Origin of the sequence: Bacillus cereus group sp. BfR-BA-01381 (assembly GCF_022663555.1) — a bacterium.
GTDB classification, from domain to species: Bacteria; Bacillota; Bacilli; order Bacillales; family Bacillaceae_G; genus Bacillus_A; species Bacillus_A pacificus.
The window spans coordinates 46,465-65,690 of sequence record NZ_JAKUFR010000008.1; the positions used below are offsets into that span (position 1 = coordinate 46,465).

The window sequence follows — 19,226 nt, forward strand, 5'->3', positions numbered from 1 at the left end:
GAAATTAAAAACTAAATATATCACATCTCTTTAGATACAGCATGTACTTGCTTTTGTCCACTTGGTAGAATAGCTTGATATAAACATGTAACAAACAATAATAAACCAAATAAAATAATATACAATGTATCTGCACGAATCCATTTTGGGAATAACATTGCTATCGCACCGAGAGATAAAAGCTGGAATCCTGTCGTTAATGGACTAAGCAAGCTTTGTACACGCCCCATGAATGACTCTTCTACAATTTCATACATCCAGCCCGATATTGCAACATTAATAAACGGTAAAAAGAATGTCGCTAAAGCGATACATACATAAAAAGACCATACGTAATTTACAAAGTAACACATACCAAAGAAGACTCCTGAGCCTGCCATACCAAAAACTATAATAGATTTTGGTGCATATTTCTTACCTATACTCGTTGCTACTATGCTTCCAATTAGTAATGAAATACCCCCAACTACACCACCCACCATTGCTAAACTTTCATACGTTGCTGGTGCCAATTTGTATTTTAATATGTAAGTAGTAGATACGCTTAAAATACCATTTAATAAACCAAACACGATAAATCCTAAAAGTAATTTTTTTAAAGTTTCATTTTGGTATATATACTTGATCCCTTCTTTAAACTCTGTTATTAACATCTTCAAATTAACTTCTTTCCATTTTGTTCTCCCATTTGGTAAACGAACTTTTTCTGGAATGGAGATCGTTTGAATCAAAATACCACTCATAATAAAAGTAAGCGTATTTACTAAAATGCTCCCGTAAATTCCAAAAGTCCAGTACACCATCGTTGCAATTCCTACACCAAACAAAGCATACAAACTATTTACCATTTGATTAATACCCGCTGCTGCACCGTATTGGTCTGATTCAACTACTCCCTGTATCATCGACTGTTCTGATGGAGAGAAAAATTGTATACATGCATTTTCTAAAAATAAAAATATAAAGACAAGTATAATCATCCCGTAATAAAGCGAAATTAAGATTCCAATATTACAGAGCGAACAACATATATTACTTACCGTACAAATACGTTGTCTATCAAAACGATCCACTACTGTCCCTACTAATAGAAAAAAGATTAATGCAGGTAACGCAATCATAATTTGTGTCATCGTTGCGTAAACTGGTTGTTTTCCGTATTGATCTAACAAGTAAAACATTAAAGAAATTCCAGCAATCATAGAACCGAGTCGTTCTAAAATATTCGCTAGAAAAAAACGTGCATACACTTTGTTGCGAAATAACTGTAGCATTTCTTTCATACTTCGTATCCTTTCTCTCGACAAAATAGTATTATTTTAGTCATTTCTCGGAAGTTATATTATATTTTTCGACCATTATCCAATCTTTTCCTTCTATATAGAGAACATTATAAAAAAGGCTCTTGTTTTTTTATACAAGAGTCTTTTTTATTTAACTTCGCTTTTTTATGATATATCTCGCTAACTTTTTTAATTCTCTATAGTTCGGATACACTTTATTTATTTTACAAATGTATCGCACATCCACTCATAAAACTTTTCCTTCTCTTCAAATTGCGGATAATGCGCGGATTTTTCAAAAGTAATAAATTCTTTTTGCTCTGCTTCAACCGTATCAAAATATGTTTTTGCTGCGTGAAATGAAGTGTTATAATCATATTTCCCCATAAGGAAATAAAGCGGTAGCTTCATTTTATTCACCTTATTAGGTAATGGATTCTTTAAATCCTTTTCTAATAAAACAGTTTGAGATTTTGATAATCCAACGTTATAACGAATTACGTCAAACAAGTTATATTCATTACTGAGTAACATTCCGATGTTATCACCATCTGGGTTTTCAATGAGTCTTGATGTTCCGCCATATTTCGCAACATAATTTCGCGGAGTGTATGTATCGCCATTTTTAATTTTTTCAGTCAATCCATTTAAATAGAAAACTTCCTCTTCATTGCCTGCATTTTTCGCTTCTTCTATGACAAACTTTAAACTATCCATCTCACCTTCTAATGTATCACTCATCTGCCCTATACCAACATATGCTTCATATTTTTCAGGAGCTTTGTTAGCGGCTTGCATTCCAATATATGTACCGTAAGAATGGCCGATCAATATTACCTTTTCTTTTCCCATACGTTTTGAAATATACTCTGTCATAGCTAATACATCCTCTACAAGAAGATCTGATGTAAGATTTGAATAGTCCTCAAAGAAATGATACGATTTCCCGCTTCCTCTTTGATCATAATTAACTAGGGTGAATTTCTCTTCCAATAATTTTTGATACTTTTGAGCATATGGTATTTCTGAAGTACCTGGTCCACCATGTACAAAAATAATTACCGGATTGTTCTTATCTTTGCCGCGTATCATAATTTCATGATCACTTCCATTTATCTCTACTTGCTCTAATGTACTTATACTGTTTTTCCCCTTTATTTGCGAGGTCCATGTAGGAAATACTAGCGCTACCATTAGTATTAATGTAGTTATGACTCCAATAAATGTTATTAATTTTTTTATCTTCTTCATAAGATGCATCCTTTCTTATAAATTTTTAAAAATAACAATTTAATTCTATAAAACTACATTATTAATATCCCATACACTTCTTAACATTCCGCTATATAAACCCTTAATATTTTCTTAATTTTCAATACATTAATCGTAGAAAAACTTGATCACAGGTATTACAAATATAGAAAAAAGCCCTTGTTTTCAAACAAGGACTCTTTTCATAAACTATTTAGCTACTTCTTCTTTCGGTATTACCATTCCTTTATACAATTGAACTGTTATCCAGTAATAGATGAAATAAATGACTAAGAAAATCCCAATTGGCACCCACACTTTTACAAACGGGTCAACTAATATGAAGCTAAATAAGTTAAGCCCTACTAATACGTGGGAAATACCAATGATTGCTGGGAAGATAAATAAATATGAAATTTCTTTATATATACTTTTCGTTAACATACTGCGCCTCACACCGATTTTTCGTAACATTTCATAACGGCGTACATCACGAGAAGCACCTGTTAATATTTTGAACATAAGGGAACTTGCCATCATTGCTAAAAATGCAATTCCGAGGAAAAACCCCATAAACATTGTTCCGCTCATGAAACTGTTCATAAATTGATAAATTGTCATTTTCGTAAACAAGTCTACTTTTGTACCTGTTGCTTTTTCAATTTGTTCTTTTTGTCTCTTATCTATTTCGATCAACAACGGTTTATACTTTTTCATATCATCTACTTTTGCTAATGTTACAGTGTGTTCTGTTCCTTGAATTCCTTTATAATGCGCTTCATCTGCAATTCTTACAGGTTTTCCGTTAAATTGATTATGTGTAATTTGTATCTCTCTTACAATTGCATCTTCCCAATCTCTCGGCATACGAGGAAATTTTGCTAATTCAGGAGACTCTAAAGCAGAATATACTGGTTCAGTTAAAGGTTCAGTCACACGTTTACGAACAGGCTCTTTTAAAGTTTTTGTATCAAAGTGGTCTGAAACAAGTGGCGGTTTCGCAGTTAAATCGTTACGTAAGTAATAAACCGCTTCTCCATCAACTTTATACTTGTACTGGCTTTCTTCAACAATTTCCATTTCTTTTAATGCAGCTGTATCTTGTTCATTTGGATCATGAATTACGACATCATATACACGTGAGAAGTCTGTCATAATACCTACATTTTTTTGGAATGCCATACCTGCAGTCATCGCACCTGCGCCCAATGCAATTAACATTGCTACAGTACCTAGTACTCTCGATAAGCTATTCACTCTGAAACGTAGCTGTGCATATGTAAAACTATTTAAGCCCGTTTCATTTCGTTTTTTATTCCCTTTAATTTTCATCACAAAAAATGGGAGCAATGAACTAAAGATAAAATATGTTCCAAGTGTTGTAACGATTGTTGCTATTATAAAACCGAGTTCAGCAAACGTTTTTATATTTATCATAAAATAGTATCCTGTACTTACTAGTAATACACCAAGTACAGTCATTATAATAATGCGAGTTTTGCTTTTCTTCACTTCATCTAGTGTTTCATCTTCACGAATTAGCTCTAGTTCTGTTTTTCGTAATAAACGGATGCTATTCATTAAACCAGTAATAAAAAATAGTACTAAAAAGAAAATAGCTGTAACTATGATTGCTGGTGTATATACAGATGAATAACTACCTTTTGCTGAAATCTCCATGCCATTCATTAAAAAATTTCCTGCTACACTTGCAAGTAACATCCCTACTAAAATTCCTATAATAATACTAACAATACCCATACCGAATGTTTCAATAAATAATAACTGTGCTACTTTTTTCTTTTTCGCTCCGAGCATCATGTACATACCGAGTTCTTTTCTTCTTAATGTGAGTAAGAAAGAATTGGCATATATAATATAAAATACAGTAATGAAAGATAATAGTATGGCACCTACCCAAAATACGAGTCTAATACTACTAATGAGACTATTATCTTTCGTAAATTCACTATTCATCGCCATCGTTTGGAACATGTAGAAAATACTAATGCTAATAACGAGACCGATAAGTAAAACCATATAATCTTTTAACATCTTTTTCATACTATGACGTGATAATTTGAATAACATAGTCTCGCCCCCTACTTAAACTCTGCAGCTGAGCCCATATGAGCAAGCACACCTAATATATCTTGATAGAAACCTTCTCGCTTTCCTTGACGCTTTAACTCTTTATATAGAAGACCATCTTGAATAAATAATATACGCTCACAATAACTTGCACTAAATGCATCGTGTGTTACCATCAAAATACTTACATTGTGATTTTCATGTAAATCTTGCATCGCTTCTAATAAGCTTTTTGCATTTTTACTATCAAGCGCTCCTGTCGGTTCATCTGCTAATACGATTGCTGGATTATGTGCTAAAGCTCGTGCTGCCGCTGTTCTTTGCTTTTGTCCACCAGAAACAGCAGTTGGATATTTTGTTAAAATTTCAGTAATTCCTAATTTCTTCGCCACCTCATTTACCTTTCCAGTAATCTCACTTGAAGGTACACCTTGCAGAGAAAGTGGTAAAGCAATATTTTCATAAATTGATAAGTTTTCTAGTAAGTTAAAATCTTGAAAGATGAACCCTAATTTTTGAGATCGAAAATCTGATAATGCATTCCCCTTCATAGAAGTAATATTTGTACCAGCTATTGTCACACTGCCACCTGTCGCTTGATCCAATGTACTAATCACATTCAGTAAAGTCGTCTTTCCAGATCCAGAAGGCCCCATAATCCCGACAAATTCGCCTTCTTTAATACTTAATGACACACCCCTTAATGCTTTTGACTGATTCTCATTTCTTTTCCCATACGTTTTTTCTACACTTTCTACAGTAACTACATTTGTTGACATCTCTTTCACTCCATCCCTTTTGTATAAATTTAATTTCTCACACATTTCTTATCTTTTTCTCATGTAAATTCTTAAGAATTTTTTAATTCTTCAAACTAAAGAGGTTATACAGATAACATAAACCTATTTCCTACTTCATATTCTCATCTTTCTACAACTCGTTCCTTCGATTTCGCTTACATTTACCTTACATTTTTGTAAGGTAAAAAATATTACAAATCATTTCATAAGGTGACTCTCTTTGTAGTAAGAAAGGCTTATTATTCTTCTCGAATTTAATAATTTATATAAATAACAATAATAATAAATTTAAAAACAATATAAATTTATTCTAAAACGATAAATTATATGTTAAAATCATGTTGTCATTACATAAAACGAGGTGCTTTTTATGAAACAAGTTACAACACTCTTTTTAAAGCTAGCTATTGTTTTTATAGGTATAGTAGTACTTGCATTGTGCATATTTTTAGTACCTAAAATCGGGAATTTCGCTGGTGAATTGTATCCAGCTATTGCTTATATGAAATCTCTTGTTTTAATCGATATGTACGTAGCAGCGATACCCTTTTACTTTGCTCTATATCAAGCTTTTAAACTTTTAAGTTACATTGATAAAAACAAAGCGTTCTCGCAATTATCAGTTAATTCGTTAAAAAATATAAAATACTATGCCCTCACAATTGGTACAGTATACTTGCTAGGTATGCCACTCTACTATCTTATGGCAAAAAAAATTGATCCTCCAAGTTTTATTCCAATTGGACTAATCATTATTTTCTCCTCTATCGTAATTGCCATTTTTGCTGCAGTTCTCCAAAAGCTCTTACAAGAAGCCATTCAAATAAAATCAGAAAATGATTTAACAGTTTGAGATGAAGTATATGGCAATAAATGATGAAGGGATAGCTTAATCGCTATCCCTTCATCATTTATTATGGTTCTTTCATTACTTTAAATCCAGTAATACATGTTAATGGTGTATTTTATTATGAATCTCTATTTCTTATTTCTTATTTCTTATTTTTTATTTCCTCTTTTATACTTTCCACAAACCCATTTAGTTCAATTACTTCCGACTTTTCTTCCCCATATTTACGTACATTTACAGCTCCGTTTTCCATTTCCTTATCCCCAATAACAAGAACATAAGGAACTTTTTGCATTTGTGCTTCTCTAATTTTATATCCTAATTTTTCATCTCGTACATCTCGTTCGACACGAACACCAGCTTGTGCTAATTTATCCGCAATCTCATCTGCGTATTGTACATGGACTGCATTCGAAACTGGAATGACTTTCACTTGAACTGGTGCCACCCATGCCGGGAATGCACCACCAAAGTGCTCAATTAATATTGCTAAAAATCGGTCTAAAGATCCTAATACTGCCCTATGAATGACAACTGGTCTTCTCTTTTCATTCTTCTCATCTATATAATTTAAGTCAAACTTTTCGGGCATTTGGAAATCTAGCTGGATTGTTCCGCACTGATGACTTCTATTTAAAGCATCTTTAATATGGAAGTCAATTTTCGGTCCGTAAAATGCACCGTCACCTTCATTTAGTCTATATTTATAATTCAATGAATGTAATACATTTGCTAACGCCGCTTCTGCTTGTTCCCACAACTTATCATCACCCATTGAATCTTCTGGACGAGTAGAAAGTTCTACTTCATATTCAAATCCAAAAGTTTTATATACATAATCGATTTGCGCCATTACAGATTTGATTTCATCTTCAATTTGTTCTGGAGTTACAAATAAATGTGCATCATCTTGGCAAAAAGTACGAACTCTTAATAGTCCATTTAATGCACCGCTAAATTCATGTCGATGCACTTGGCCGAACTCACACATACGGATTGGCAATTCGCGATAAGAGTGTAATTTATTTTTGAACATTAACATATGACCTGGGCAGTTCATTGGCTTTAATGCAAAGCTCTTATTATCTACTTCTGAGAAATACATGTTGTCCTTGTAATGTCCCCAGTGCCCTGATCTCTCCCATACTTCTTGGTTCATCATAAACGGAGTACGTACTTCTTGATAATTGTACTCTTTTTGAATTTCTCTTAAAAAAGCTTCTAATTCATTTCGAATAATCTGGCCTTTCGGTAAATAAAACGGCATTCCCGGAGCCTCTTCAGAAAACATAAATAATTCAAGCTCACTACCTAATTTACGATGATTTCTTTTTGCTGCTTCTTCAACGAAATGTAAATACTCTTCTAATTCTTTTTGAGAAGAGAACGCAACACCATATATACGCTGAAGCACTTGATTGTTACTATCACCTCGCCAATATGCACCTGAAACGTGAGTTAATTGAAATGCTTTCAAATAACCTGTAGATGGTAAATGTGGCCCTCTACATAAATCTACAAATTCACCTTGTTTATATAGTGTTACACTTTCCTCACTAGGAATTGCTTCTAAAAGTTCTAATTTCAAGCGATCGTTCATTTCTTGAAACAGTTTAGCTGCTTCTTCTCGAGAAACCTCAACTCGTTCTATCTTTATATTTTCATTTATGATCTTTTTCATTTCTTTTTCAATTTCCCGTAAATCTTCTACGTTTACACTACTTGGAAGGTCCATATCATAATAAAATCCATTTTCAATAACCGGTCCTACACCAAGGTTTACATTACCATAAATTCTTTTTATAGCTTGCGCTAAAATATGTGCCGCAGAGTGTCTTGCAATTTCTACACCTTCATTTGAATCTATAGTAACGATTTCTACTTCCGCATTTTCTTCAATATTACGGCGTAAATCATATAACCCATCATTTACTTTCCCTGCGACTGCTTTCTTTTTTAAGCTACTGCTAATGGATCCCGCAATTTCTTCTAAAGTAATTCCTTTTACAAATTCTTTCACGCTACCATCTGGAAATTTAATTTCAATCATTTGTTCTTTCATTTTTCATCTCTCCATTTCATAATAAAAAGCACACTCATCCCTAAAATAGGGACGAGCGTGCTTATACCCGTGGTTCCACCCAGATTCCCATCACAAACATGCAATGGCTTCTTTTACGGTAACGTCGTTTACACGGCACTAGTTACTTTATTTCCCCAGTGCAGCTCTAAGGTGGTAAGTTATTTTTCTGCGTTAGGAAGTTCTCAGCTTTCCTTCCTTCTCTGTATAACCGGGGAAAATAACTCGTGTCCTTTTCTTCGCTTATTATAAAATTGAATGCAAAAAAGCATATTCATCCCTAAAAATTAGGGACGAATATGCTTATATTCGTGGTTCCACCCAGATTCCCATTACAAAAAACATAATGGCTTCTTTTGCGATAACGTCGCTTACACGGCACTAGATACTTACTTTCCCCAGTGCAGCTCTAAGGTGGTAAGTTATTTTTCTGCGTTAGGAAGTTCTCAGCTTTCCTTCCTTCTCTGTATAACCGGGGAAAATAACTCGTGTCCTTTTCTTTGCTTTTATAATTACATCCATTAATTGTTATTTACTATATCTTATTCATTTTATTTTTGCAAGTGTTAAAAAAGATTTTTTATTAAATAAAAAAAGAAACCCAAAATCTATTTTTGGTTTCTTCTTCTCCATTTTACCAATCTTGTGGTTCGTAATTTAAGTCTGCAAATAGACGGCGTTTCTCTTTCTTCGTTAAATCTCTCCACTGTCCAACTGGTAAATTGTTCAATTCAATATTCATAATTCTCGTACGTTTTAACGTATATACTTGATAACCTAAAGCTTCACACATACGACGAATTTGGCGATTTAGTCCTTGTGTTAAAATAATTTTGAACTCATATTTTGATAACTGTGTGATCTCGCAAGGAAGCGTTTTCGTTCCTAAAATTTTCACACCAGCTGCCATTTTCTCTAGAAAATCAGGTGTAATTGGCTTATCTACTGAAACGATATATTCTTTTTCATGTTTATTTTCAGCACGTAAAATTTCATTAACGATATCGCCATCATTCGTTAACAAAATTAAACCGTCTGAGTCTTTATCAAGACGTCCAATGTGGCTAATTCGTAAAGGGTGATTCACTAAATCGATAATATTACCTTTTACAGATTTTTCACTCGTACATGTAATACCTACTGGTTTATTTAAAGCGATATATACGTGATCTCGCGCGATACGAAGTTGCTCTCCATTTACGCGTACATCATCACCTGGATTCACTTGGTCACCAATTTTTGCAACCTTACCGTTAATAATTACTCTTCTCTCATTAATTAATTTATCTGCTCCGCGTCGAGACGCTTTTCCAGCTTCACTAATAAATTTATTGATACGCAAATTAGGCACTTCCTTTTCTAAAAAAATTCTAGCTCACACTGCTTCTACCGTACAATACAAAAGGGTAAGCCTGCTATTATAACTTAAATATATTAACATGAAAGGGTATATAACGTCTTCTATTAATTTCTCATTTATAAGAAATTATCTTTATTATACATTCATTTATGCACTTTTTCCGTTCTTAATATACAAGCCATTCTTCCTTACATACAGCTTTTTTACCTCTTATATCTTCTATATCTTCATGAATATTAGCTAGTTTATACAACTCGGGGAAAATCTCTTCCACATAATGTTGGTGAGCTATTTCATCTTTCCAATACGTTAACACTATGTAACGGTTTTTATTTTTTAAAGACTTCGCCACTACTCCACCTAACATCCCTCTCGCTTTTTCCATTCCTTTATTCCAAATTGTTTCTTGTTTATGTAAAAAATACTGTTCTTTTTCCACTTTAACATTACATATAGCAACTCTTACGAATGATCCTTCTGTAACAACGTCTTTCAGAGGTGTATCAGTTATATCATACAAAGTTTGAAATAATTCAATTTCACATGAAAGGAACGTATCCTCTTGATTACTATTTAAATAAATTGTATCGTGGGCACCATTCATAAATGATTGATATGCACTTCTATCTTCCCATAAAGTAAATACACACGCCTCATTTTCATTCCATCCACCAAATTGTCCATGAAATCCATCTAAATGCTGTATATCACGCCATTTTTCTTGTGCCATTGAAAATAACTCTTTTTTCTCTTCTTCCACTTTACAGTAGATTGTTTTTAGTAACATTTCTAATTCCCCCTTATCTTACATTCCATTTCCCATCTGCAATACTTTCTACTTTTCCCCTAAACGAACATTATTTTTACACTCTTTTTCTTCAGCTCTTATATGTATTAAAGAGGACCATTTCATCTCGTATCCTTGTTCAACACGCATATTTATCTTTTATGTTCCAAACAACGATACTTTAAAAGATACGCTGTTAAACATCCATTTGAACTTCCTGTTGCCACGTCTTTCGGAATCCCATAATAGTCTGCAAAATCACGAACATTTAGATCGTCTGTTTGTTTACATAACATAATTATATCCTTCTAGTTATCTATAGTATTCAAAAAAGCATCCGCTCTTTCTATCAGCCATTCACCAAACGTACTTAAAAATAATAAAATTTCATTTATATCATTTATCGGTTCAATTACATATTGTAATGCCTTTCCCATATTTTTTTCTTGTTCGGGAAAATGCTTACTAAATAATTCATAGGCAGGATATAAGTCTCTGGAGTAAAGTCCTTCTCTCTCAATTGTCAATGCTAGACCTGACCTGATTATTATCTTCATAATCCAACGACAACAATCCGCTATATCTTCCACGCCTTTATTATGAATTAATTCTTCGCGTGCTTGTCCAATTTGTTTCCGCAATTGAATAAGGTGTTCATAGGCTAACTCCTCACTTACTTTATATTTAGGTAAAGACAATGTTACATCTTCACCAAATATACATACTCCATGTGTCTGTATCATAAAGCTTATAAAAGAAAAACTCTTGGAATTTATCACTTCTTTTTCACTGTAAAAACTCAATTCCACTCCTGTTATACAATTAAACTTTTGCAAACTTTGAACTTCTAGTTTCTTTCGCCAGCTTAAGTCTATTAATTTAGGATCCTTTCGCACTACTATAATCACATCTATATCGGCAATTCCTTCAATTCCAATCCCCCTTGGAATTGAGCCTCTTATATAAACACTGTGTAAATCATCCTGTAGCAATTCACAACAAGTATTTTTTATTTCTTGTATTACCTCCATAAATATAGGTTGAACTTTTTCAATATGTGCATCATTTATAATATATCCTTCATCATCAATAGGACAAAAACGACCTATCTTTTTTATACTTGGCAAATTATCATCTCATCTCCATACTAAATAGTATTTTATTCTATTCACATAATAATTATAAGTTAAATAATTCAGAATAAAAAATTAAAAGAGATAGAAAGTAAACAATCCTACAATATCATTCACTTCCTAACTCTTTTATTATCAATTATTTTTCAAATATATAATACGTAATTTCTCCTGGGTATGTAATTTCTTTTATCTTTCTTTCCGCTTTTTTAAAACTATCAGTATCCCCGTCTTCCCCTCAGTTTCCCCCTCCACTTGCCATTGTAATAGGCATTACACTCATATATTTATAATCCTCTTCATTATCATAGTTAATATGAATTGCTGACATTAGCACTGGAAAATCTTTAATTTTATATTCTTTATTCATAAATATGAATGCAATTAAACCAACTAATAATACAGTCATTAAAATATTTGAAACTAGTTTTCTTCTATTCATTTTCACTAAAACTCCTATTTTCTCTACTCCAAAAAACATTATTGTTATATATTATAATTATAAGTTTTTAATTTTGGAGGCGTTACATATTGCAGAAATTTCTTTTTACTAAATGGACAGTTGTTATTTCTATTTTCATCATTTTCGGTACGATTTTCTACGTTACTAATGTGAAAAATAACAACAAAAAAGCAACTGTAGAAACAGTGGATACAAAAATTTTTAAAACTAAATTACAACCTAAAATCGATGAATTAACTACTAATTATAATGACATCATCGAAAAAGATTGGTTGCCTGCCTGGGAAGAGATTAACACGAATGGAGATTCAGTAGATCGAAATAAACTATTAGTTACAATGAATGCTGTTTCCAAACAATATGAAAACATTATGAATGAAATAGACACATTGAAAATTAAAGAAAATATATCGGAAGTACAAATACAAGAACAACTAGTTTATTTTACAACTGAATTTAAGGCTGCTTCTAAATTTATGAAAAACGCGGCAGATTTAATTATAGACGGGGCCACTAACTCTACTCTAAACAGTGCAATAATTGAAAATACGAAACATGCTTTAGGACTTGCGGATCAACATATTGTCATCGCTTTATCTACTTTAACTGAAGTTGAAGAGAAATTAGCACTTGCAAAACAATAAGTCTGTTTACTATTTTACAATAAAAAAAGATTGCAATTCACATTTTGTCTGTCTATAATATTTTTATTGATTTACAATCAATGTTTTTATAAATTGTATAATTCGGATGAACCATTCAGGAGAAGGTCTATTGATCTACCGACGGGGCAAAAAGTTGTTAACCGACTTTGAAACTCTCAGGTCTTGTTTACAAGTAGAACTGCATGGGGACGAATCTCTGGAGAGACTCCCTCTCGCTTTATAGCGTAGAGGAAAACGAGCACCGAAGGAGCAAATCCGCTACTATAGCGGATAATCTCTCAGGTAAAAGGACAGAGACAAGCGAAAGAAAATGCCGATTTGTATCGGTTTATTTTTCTATCCCTTGTTTCTCCAGAGACCATTTCATTTACTTGAAGTGGTTTTTATTTTTTCTAAAAAAGGAGAATAAAGATGGAGACAGTAAGTAAAGTATTAGAACAAATCAATCACTATGTGTGGGGACTACCAACGTTGTTGTTACTCGTTGGTACTGGTATCATTCTCACAGTGCGTTTAAAAGGTTTACAGTTTAGTAAACTATTATACGCTCACAAACTAGCTTTTAAAAAATCAGAAGATACATCTTCCTCTGGAGATATTAGCCACTTCCAAGCACTTATGACAGCTATGGCGGCAACGATTGGTATGGGAAATATAGCTGGTGTTGCAACTGCTGTGACGATCGGTGGACCCGGTGCAATCTTTTGGATGTGGATTACTGCTTTGTTCGGTATGGCAACAAAATATGCCGAAGCAATTCTTGCAGTGAAATACCGTGTTAGTAATGAAAATGGCGAATATTCAGGTGGGCCTATGTACTATTTAGAACGTGGTTTAGGTAAGAAATGGCTTGCAGTTTTATTCGCTATATTCGGTACAACTGCTTCTTTCGGTATCGGGAATATGGTGCAATCTAATTCAGTTGCAGAGGCAATGCGAATTAATTTCTCTTTCCCTCCTGCTTTAACTGGTATAGTAATGTCATTTTTAATCGCTATCGTTATTTTAGGAGGTGTAAAAAAAATCGGGAAAGTAACAGGATATGTAGTTCCTATTAAAGCTTTCTTTTATATCATTGCTGGTCTTATCATTATTTTCTATCACTACGATCAAATTCCTGAAGCATTTTCACTTATTTTTTCTGGTGCGTTTAATGGTACTGCAGCTGCTGGTGGTTTTATCGGTGCAACAGTTGCATCAGCTATTCAAATTGGAATGGCGCGCGGCGTATTTGCGAACGAAGCTGGGTTAGGGAGTGCCCCTATTGCCGCGGCTGCGGCAAAAACAGATTCCCCTGCAAAGCAAGCTTTAGTTTCAATGACTGGTACTTTTCTAGATACGTTTATTGTATGTACAATTACAGGGCTAGTATTAATTACTACAGGCGCATGGAAGTCTGGTAAAACTGGGGTTGAAGCTACAACACTTGCGTTCCAATCTGTATTCGGTACTGCTGGTAGTATGATTCTTGGTATCGCAATTATTTTATTCGCCTACTCTACTATTTTAGGCTGGTCGTATTACGGTGAGAAATGCGTGGCTTATTTATTTGGAGAAAGTGCTGTTAAATATTATAAAGCAATCTTTATTGTCATGATTGCTATTGGTGCGAATTTAAAATTAGGCATCGTATGGACATTTGCGGATATTGCAAATGGACTTATGGCGATTCCAAACTTAATTGGTCTTATTGGGTTAAGTGGTATTGTTGTTGCTGAAACGAATCGCTTTTTACAAGCAGAGAAATTGAAAGAAAATAATAAAAAACAGGCAAGTTAATCTATGGAAAAAGGAATGACTCATACATGATGAGTATTCCTTTTTTCATCCCCTCTTTTACTTTATTACTATCATTAAAAATATATTTATATCAATGTTTACTCCTTTTTATTCCTCCAAAAGTTTTTCACATAAATGTCATAAATCGTATGGTCTAACTATATAGTTGAAAAGGAATGCGACATTAAAGTGTCGCTGAAAAACTCATCCAAGAAAAGGGAGGAAAAATCTTTTGAAAAACAAAATCATTGTTTTCCTATCTGTTTTATCATTTATTATTGGTGGTTTCTTCTTTAACACAAGTACTTCAAGCGCTGAAACATCATCTACTGATTACGTTCCTAACCAATTAATCGTTAAGTTCAAGCAAAATGCATCTTTAAGTAATGTGCAATCTTTTCATAAATCTGTCGGAGCTAATGTCTTATCTAAAGATGATAAGTTAGGTTTTGAAGTCGTTCAATTTTCAAAAGGTACTGTAAAAGAAAAAATAAAAAGTTATAAAAATAATCCAGATGTAGAATATGCGGAGCCTAACTATTATGTTCATGCATTTTGGACTCCGAACGATCCTTATTTTAATAATCAATACGGATTACAAAAAATTCAAGCCCCGCAAGCTTGGGATAGTCAAAGAAGCGATTCTGGTGTAAAAGTGGCTATTATTGATACAGGAGTTCAAGGATCACATCCCGATTTAGCTTCTAAAGTTATTTACGGACATGATTATGTTGATAATGACAATATCTCTGATGATGGCAATGGACACGGTACACACTGTGCAGGAATTACTGGGGCACTTACGAATAATGGCGTCGGAATAGCTGGTGTTGCACCACAAGCATCGATTTATGCTGTTCGTGTATTAGACAGCCAAGGAAGTGGTACTCTTGACGCTGTTGCCCAAGGTATTAGAGAAGCTGCAGATTCAGGTGCAAAAGTAATTAGTTTAAGTTTAGGTGCTCCAAATGGTGGTACTGCATTACAACAAGCTGTACAATATGCTTGGAATAAAGGCTCTGTTATTGTTGCAGCTGCTGGAAATGCTGGAAACACAAAAGCTAATTACCCTGCTTATTACAACGAAGTTATTTCAGTCGCTTCTACAGATCAATCAGATAAGAAATCTTCATTCTCTACTTATGGTAGCTGGGTAGATGTTGCAGCTCCAGGATCAAATATATATTCCACTTATAAAGGAAGCACGTATCAATCATTAAGTGGTACATCTATGGCAACACCTCATGTCGCAGGAGTTGCTGCTCTTTTAGCAAATCAAGGATATAGCAATACACAAATTCGCCAAATTATTGAGTCAACTTCTGATAAAATTAGTGGTACAGGTACGTACTGGAAAAACGGTAGAGTCAATGCATATAAGGCTGTACAATATGCGAAGCAATTACAAGAAAATAAAGCTTCTTAAGAAATAAAGTAAAACTTTAATCAGTTGATCTACTAAAATAGAAGGAGAGACTTCCACAACTAAAGCCTCTCCCTCTCCTTCTTATAAACTATATTACTCTCCCTGCTTTTTAACCATATGTAAATACAGAACAAAATCCATCATTGTCGACGAATGACCAAGTTGACGGATCATCGCTGTTATATTTCCTCTATGATATGTACCATGATTTACAACATGTTGTACTAACTCTAAAATTGAAGTTTCTAATTTTCCTACATATGGATTCTCGATAACAAATACAGCATTCACATCTTGTATTGTACTTAAAAAGTCTTTATATTGATTTGCCATGTTTTCAAACATTTTTTCTAATTCATGTAACGATTTGTTTTCCATTTGTTTTCGTAATTCTTCTCGGCCTTGTATTGCTTCATTCATACTTTTACCATGCAATATGTGTAACCACACTTGATCTGTAATATAAATATGGGCAAACGTATCCTTGATTGATGGAAATACACTCTGCATCTGTTCAGTAAAAATAGTATCATAGTTTGGTAATTCTTTTAGTCGATTGAATAATCGTAGATTAGCCCAAGCATGGTAATCCACTTGTTTTAACATGTACTCTTTCAATCGAAATCGCCTCCTTATTGTATGAAACGAATAGTTTGTTTCTTTATTTCTGATTCTCTATCAGCTTTTGCAATTCCTTTTTCTTCAATTTCTTGTTTATTTATAGTTTTATATTTTACATACGTATGAAATTCCGTTTGAAATGGAAACGGTGTAATCCGAATTGTTTCCTTGTCCACCCATTCAGCTTGTATAGGTTTCTCCTCCTTACTATTAAACATTTCTGTTCCTTCAAAACCATCTTTAAACAAATCAATTTCCTCTTCCTTTTCTACACCAGGTTTATTCATACAGACATACAAAGAAAGTTCATCGCAAAACTTTAATAATCTATAATGTTTATCGAACATCGCAAATTGTTCTTTTGTTAGCGTTGTCAATATTCTTTTTTGTCGTTCCAATTCCCCTGTATAAAATGACATCATCTCTTCATCTTCCTCATTTAATGGAAATGATAAAAAATGCTTACTACAAAGTAATGCTCCGTATGGATTGGAATCTTCAATTTCATTCAAACCAATCGTATAAAAGACAAAGCGTAATGAACTTGGACAATCCATAAATGTATATGGGATATTTTTAGCATCATTCAAAATTGGTACTTTATCAAGTTCTATCCATCCTCTATCATGCTCATATATTGCATCAATTGTCTCTTTTAAATATGTATCATCTTCAAAAAAATCTTCTTTTATATGCTTTGCAATCTCTCCAGCTAAAAAACCATGATCATGTTGACGAATTAATATACTTTCTTTCTCATCCTTTTCACGAAAAATCATCCGTATACTCCCCCTCATCCTCATATTACAGCGTTTTCTATTCATCAATTCTTAATTAATCCCTAATTGTTAGCAGGGATTCAGTTTCTTGCAACGAAATTAACATAACTATATAGCATTCTTTCTAACAATATAAATAGCTTTATCTTTACTATCTATTATACTAAATCATTCATTCCAAAAAATTTTTTTATGAGGTGAAAACATGAACAAAACAGAATTAATTAAAAATGTTGCACAATCAGCTGATATTTCTCAAAAAGATGCTTCTGCAGCTGTACAATCTGTATTTGACACAATTGCTACTGCATTACAATCTGGTGATAAAGTTCAATTAATCGGCTTTGGAACTTTTGAAGTGCGTGAAAGATCTGCTCGTACAGGACGTAATCCACAAACTGGCGAAGAAATTCAAATCGCCGCTGGTAAAGTTCCTGCATTTAAAGCAGGTAAAGAGTTAAAAGAAGCTGTCAAATAAACAAGAAACCAGCCATTTTATAGGCTGGTTTCTTGTTTATTTAAGTAATTCTTTTATATTCTCAGCATGATATACTTCACAAATATAAAATATACATTTACAGTTACTTACAATTTGATATTTTCTAGTTGGATACACATTCGCTGTAACAGAGCATCCATCGAACAATTCAATAATATTCCCAGAAGGCTGATATCCTTCATATAATACGTTCCTTCTTACTTCCATCTTTTCTATAAGTTTTTCAACTGGAATGTTTCCACTCTCTAACTCCCTCTTTATTGTATTTGGTAAAAACGAGGTATCCGCAAAAATGAGATTTTCAGATAATACTTTTCCTTTATAACTAATATTGGATACACGGTAAAGAAATGTTCCGTTTTTATCAAAGAAACTCTTTGCTTCTTTCGGGATATACTGTCTATCAAGCACCTCTTGTTCTAGAACATCAAACTGAACTGTATTATTCAATAACTTTTCTAAAGCATGAATAGATGATGTATCTCCAGAAAATAAAATATTTTTAATTGCTTGTACATGATAAGTGAATTCATTTGTTCTATTTTCCGCTACTAGCATGAGGAACACCTCTTCTATAAAATATTTTATTAAACTTATTTATAATTTAAAAACGCTACTGCATCCAGCTGTATGATTTCGGTGACTTCTTTACTAAATATTGCAATTGAAGCCATATAATCTACACTGGGCCTTAAATCTCTCATCACTGTATTTTCTACTAACTCTTGTCTATCCTTAAAAACCAACAAGTTTGGAGAATCATTTGGAGCTGATATAGTAATATCCACTGGTGGAATCATTAGACCTTCACCTGTCGCTTTGAGCACAGCTTCCTTTCTAGTCCAATATGTTAAAAAACCTTCTATTTTCTGTTCATAAGTTAATTTCATAACTTGCGCTATTTCAATGTCGGTTAATACGCCTTCTGCCATTTTCATAACATCAACATTTGGATTCATTTGTTCAACATCAACGCCTACAGGTGCAGACTTTGTAAATGCAACAACAACCCACTCACCCGAATGTGAAACCGATAACTGCGGCATACCCTCTGGTAATTGTGGTCTACCATGTTGTAGCTTACATACTGGGCACATTCGATTAATTGGAACTTGAACTGGCGACATAGAAAGCATTTTACCTAGAACTAATCTACTAATTACACAGCCTATTATAAAACGGGCACGATCTGCCGAATGATGATATGAATTTGCTTTTTCTCGTTCAACATCATTTAGTAAATTGTAATGCCATGATTGTAAATCCGAAATCCTTCCCCACCATATTTGACAATCATTCTCATTCAAAATCGGTATTGAATCTACAACTTTACTTTCTATCATGTAAACTCTCTCCTTC

The 19,226-nt window shown here is 33.3% G+C and carries 18 protein-coding genes, 1 pseudogene, 1 riboswitch and 2 other annotated features; of the genes and pseudogenes, 5 read left to right on the plus strand and 14 right to left on the minus strand.

What is annotated here, in order from left to right; translation table 11 throughout:
• Positions 1–20: 20 nt before the first annotated feature.
• The 4 genes from MR079_RS04590 to MR079_RS04605 form a co-directional block, all read right to left on the minus strand.
• The gene (locus tag MR079_RS04590; RefSeq protein WP_313897258.1) at positions 21–1,292 is read right to left on the minus strand and encodes an MFS transporter; all 1,272 of its coding nucleotides are present in this window, start codon (positions 1,290–1,292) and stop codon (positions 21–23) included.
• 210 nt (positions 1,293–1,502) lie between these two features.
• Positions 1,503–2,534, minus strand: coding sequence for an alpha/beta hydrolase (locus MR079_RS04595; protein WP_242293623.1), 1,032 nt, complete (start codon positions 2,532–2,534; stop codon positions 1,503–1,505).
• 210 nt (positions 2,535–2,744) lie between these two features.
• A complete protein-coding gene (locus MR079_RS04600; RefSeq protein ID WP_242293624.1) occupies positions 2,745–4,625 on the minus strand; it encodes an FtsX-like permease family protein in 1,881 nt (626 codons plus the stop codon).
• A gap of 11 nt (positions 4,626–4,636) precedes the next feature.
• Positions 4,637–5,404: an ABC transporter ATP-binding protein gene (locus tag MR079_RS04605; protein ID WP_242293625.1), complete on the minus strand. Its 768-nt coding sequence runs from the start codon at positions 5,402–5,404 to the stop codon at positions 4,637–4,639.
• 391 nt (positions 5,405–5,795) lie between these two features.
• Between MR079_RS04605 and MR079_RS04610 the strand changes: the two genes are divergently transcribed.
• Positions 5,796–6,278: a DUF2975 domain-containing protein gene (locus MR079_RS04610; RefSeq protein WP_000815892.1), complete on the plus strand. Its 483-nt coding sequence runs from the start codon at positions 5,796–5,798 to the stop codon at positions 6,276–6,278.
• Positions 6,279–6,417: 139 nt separating this feature from the next.
• On the opposite strand, the gene thrS is transcribed toward MR079_RS04610, so the two are convergent.
• The 6 genes and pseudogenes from thrS to MR079_RS04640 form a co-directional block, all read right to left on the minus strand.
• Positions 6,418–8,337 carry a threonine--tRNA ligase gene (gene thrS / locus MR079_RS04615; protein ID WP_000663068.1) on the minus strand — a complete coding sequence of 640 codons (1,920 nt, stop codon included), beginning with the start codon at positions 8,335–8,337 and terminating at the stop codon, positions 6,418–6,420.
• A gap of 44 nt (positions 8,338–8,381) precedes the next feature.
• Positions 8,382–8,604: a binding site (T-box leader), on the minus strand.
• 37 nt (positions 8,605–8,641) lie between these two features.
• Positions 8,642–8,865: a binding site (T-box leader), on the minus strand.
• A gap of 124 nt (positions 8,866–8,989) precedes the next feature.
• The gene (rluF, locus tag MR079_RS04620; RefSeq protein WP_001222167.1) at positions 8,990–9,697 is read right to left on the minus strand and encodes a 23S rRNA pseudouridine(2604) synthase RluF; all 708 of its coding nucleotides are present in this window, start codon (positions 9,695–9,697) and stop codon (positions 8,990–8,992) included.
• Positions 9,698–9,881: 184 nt separating this feature from the next.
• Positions 9,882–10,502, minus strand: coding sequence for a YdbC family protein (locus MR079_RS04625; RefSeq protein WP_139867205.1), 621 nt, complete (start codon positions 10,500–10,502; stop codon positions 9,882–9,884).
• Between the two features lie 152 nt (positions 10,503–10,654).
• The gene (locus tag MR079_RS04630; RefSeq protein ID WP_205689056.1) at positions 10,655–10,798 is read right to left on the minus strand and encodes a PhzF family phenazine biosynthesis protein; all 144 of its coding nucleotides are present in this window, start codon (positions 10,796–10,798) and stop codon (positions 10,655–10,657) included.
• 12 nt (positions 10,799–10,810) lie between these two features.
• Positions 10,811–11,629 carry a nucleotidyltransferase family protein gene (locus tag MR079_RS04635; protein WP_139867207.1) on the minus strand — a complete coding sequence of 273 codons (819 nt, stop codon included), beginning with the start codon at positions 11,627–11,629 and terminating at the stop codon, positions 10,811–10,813.
• 145 nt (positions 11,630–11,774) lie between these two features.
• Positions 11,775–12,116 (minus strand): annotated as a pseudogene (locus MR079_RS04640) (hypothetical protein).
• 50 nt (positions 12,117–12,166) lie between these two features.
• On the opposite strand from MR079_RS04640, the gene MR079_RS04645 reads away from it, so the two are divergent.
• The 3 genes from MR079_RS04645 (at position 12,167) to MR079_RS04655 (ending at position 15,968) form a co-directional block, all read left to right on the plus strand.
• The gene (locus MR079_RS04645; protein WP_242293626.1) at positions 12,167–12,742 is read left to right on the plus strand and encodes a hypothetical protein; all 576 of its coding nucleotides are present in this window, start codon (positions 12,167–12,169) and stop codon (positions 12,740–12,742) included.
• A gap of 207 nt (positions 12,743–12,949) precedes the next feature.
• Positions 12,950–13,067, plus strand: a riboswitch (glycine riboswitch).
• 107 nt (positions 13,068–13,174) lie between these two features.
• The gene (locus MR079_RS04650) at positions 13,175–14,542 is read left to right on the plus strand and encodes an alanine/glycine:cation symporter family protein (RefSeq protein WP_000451019.1); all 1,368 of its coding nucleotides are present in this window, start codon (positions 13,175–13,177) and stop codon (positions 14,540–14,542) included.
• Positions 14,543–14,774: 232 nt separating this feature from the next.
• On the plus strand, positions 14,775–15,968 hold the full coding sequence (locus MR079_RS04655; protein WP_242293627.1) for a S8 family peptidase: 1,194 nt from the start codon (positions 14,775–14,777) through the stop codon (positions 15,966–15,968).
• A 93-nt stretch (positions 15,969–16,061) separates the two neighbouring features.
• Here the strand turns inward: MR079_RS04655 and MR079_RS04660 are convergent, their stop codons facing one another.
• Together MR079_RS04660 and MR079_RS04665 are read right to left on the minus strand one after the other, a co-directional pair.
• Positions 16,062–16,586, minus strand: coding sequence for a DinB family protein (locus MR079_RS04660; protein WP_000666444.1), 525 nt, complete (start codon positions 16,584–16,586; stop codon positions 16,062–16,064).
• A 14-nt stretch (positions 16,587–16,600) separates the two neighbouring features.
• Entirely contained in the window at positions 16,601–17,368 is a 768-nt protein-coding gene (locus MR079_RS04665; protein ID WP_242293628.1) for a DUF3891 family protein, read from the minus strand.
• A gap of 205 nt (positions 17,369–17,573) precedes the next feature.
• Here MR079_RS04665 and MR079_RS04670 point away from each other — a divergent pair, with 205 nt between their 5' ends.
• On the plus strand, positions 17,574–17,846 hold the full coding sequence (locus MR079_RS04670) for an HU family DNA-binding protein (protein WP_001043907.1): 273 nt from the start codon (positions 17,574–17,576) through the stop codon (positions 17,844–17,846).
• A 36-nt stretch (positions 17,847–17,882) separates the two neighbouring features.
• On the opposite strand, the gene MR079_RS04675 is transcribed toward MR079_RS04670, so the two are convergent.
• Together MR079_RS04675 and sfp are read right to left on the minus strand one after the other, a co-directional pair.
• Complete coding sequence (locus MR079_RS04675) at positions 17,883–18,425, minus strand: cold-shock protein (protein ID WP_139867217.1); 543 nt, start codon at positions 18,423–18,425, stop codon at positions 17,883–17,885.
• Positions 18,426–18,460: 35 nt separating this feature from the next.
• Positions 18,461–19,210, minus strand: coding sequence for a 4'-phosphopantetheinyl transferase Sfp (sfp, locus tag MR079_RS04680; RefSeq protein ID WP_139867219.1), 750 nt, complete (start codon positions 19,208–19,210; stop codon positions 18,461–18,463).
• Between the last annotated feature and the right edge of the window lie 16 nt (positions 19,211–19,226).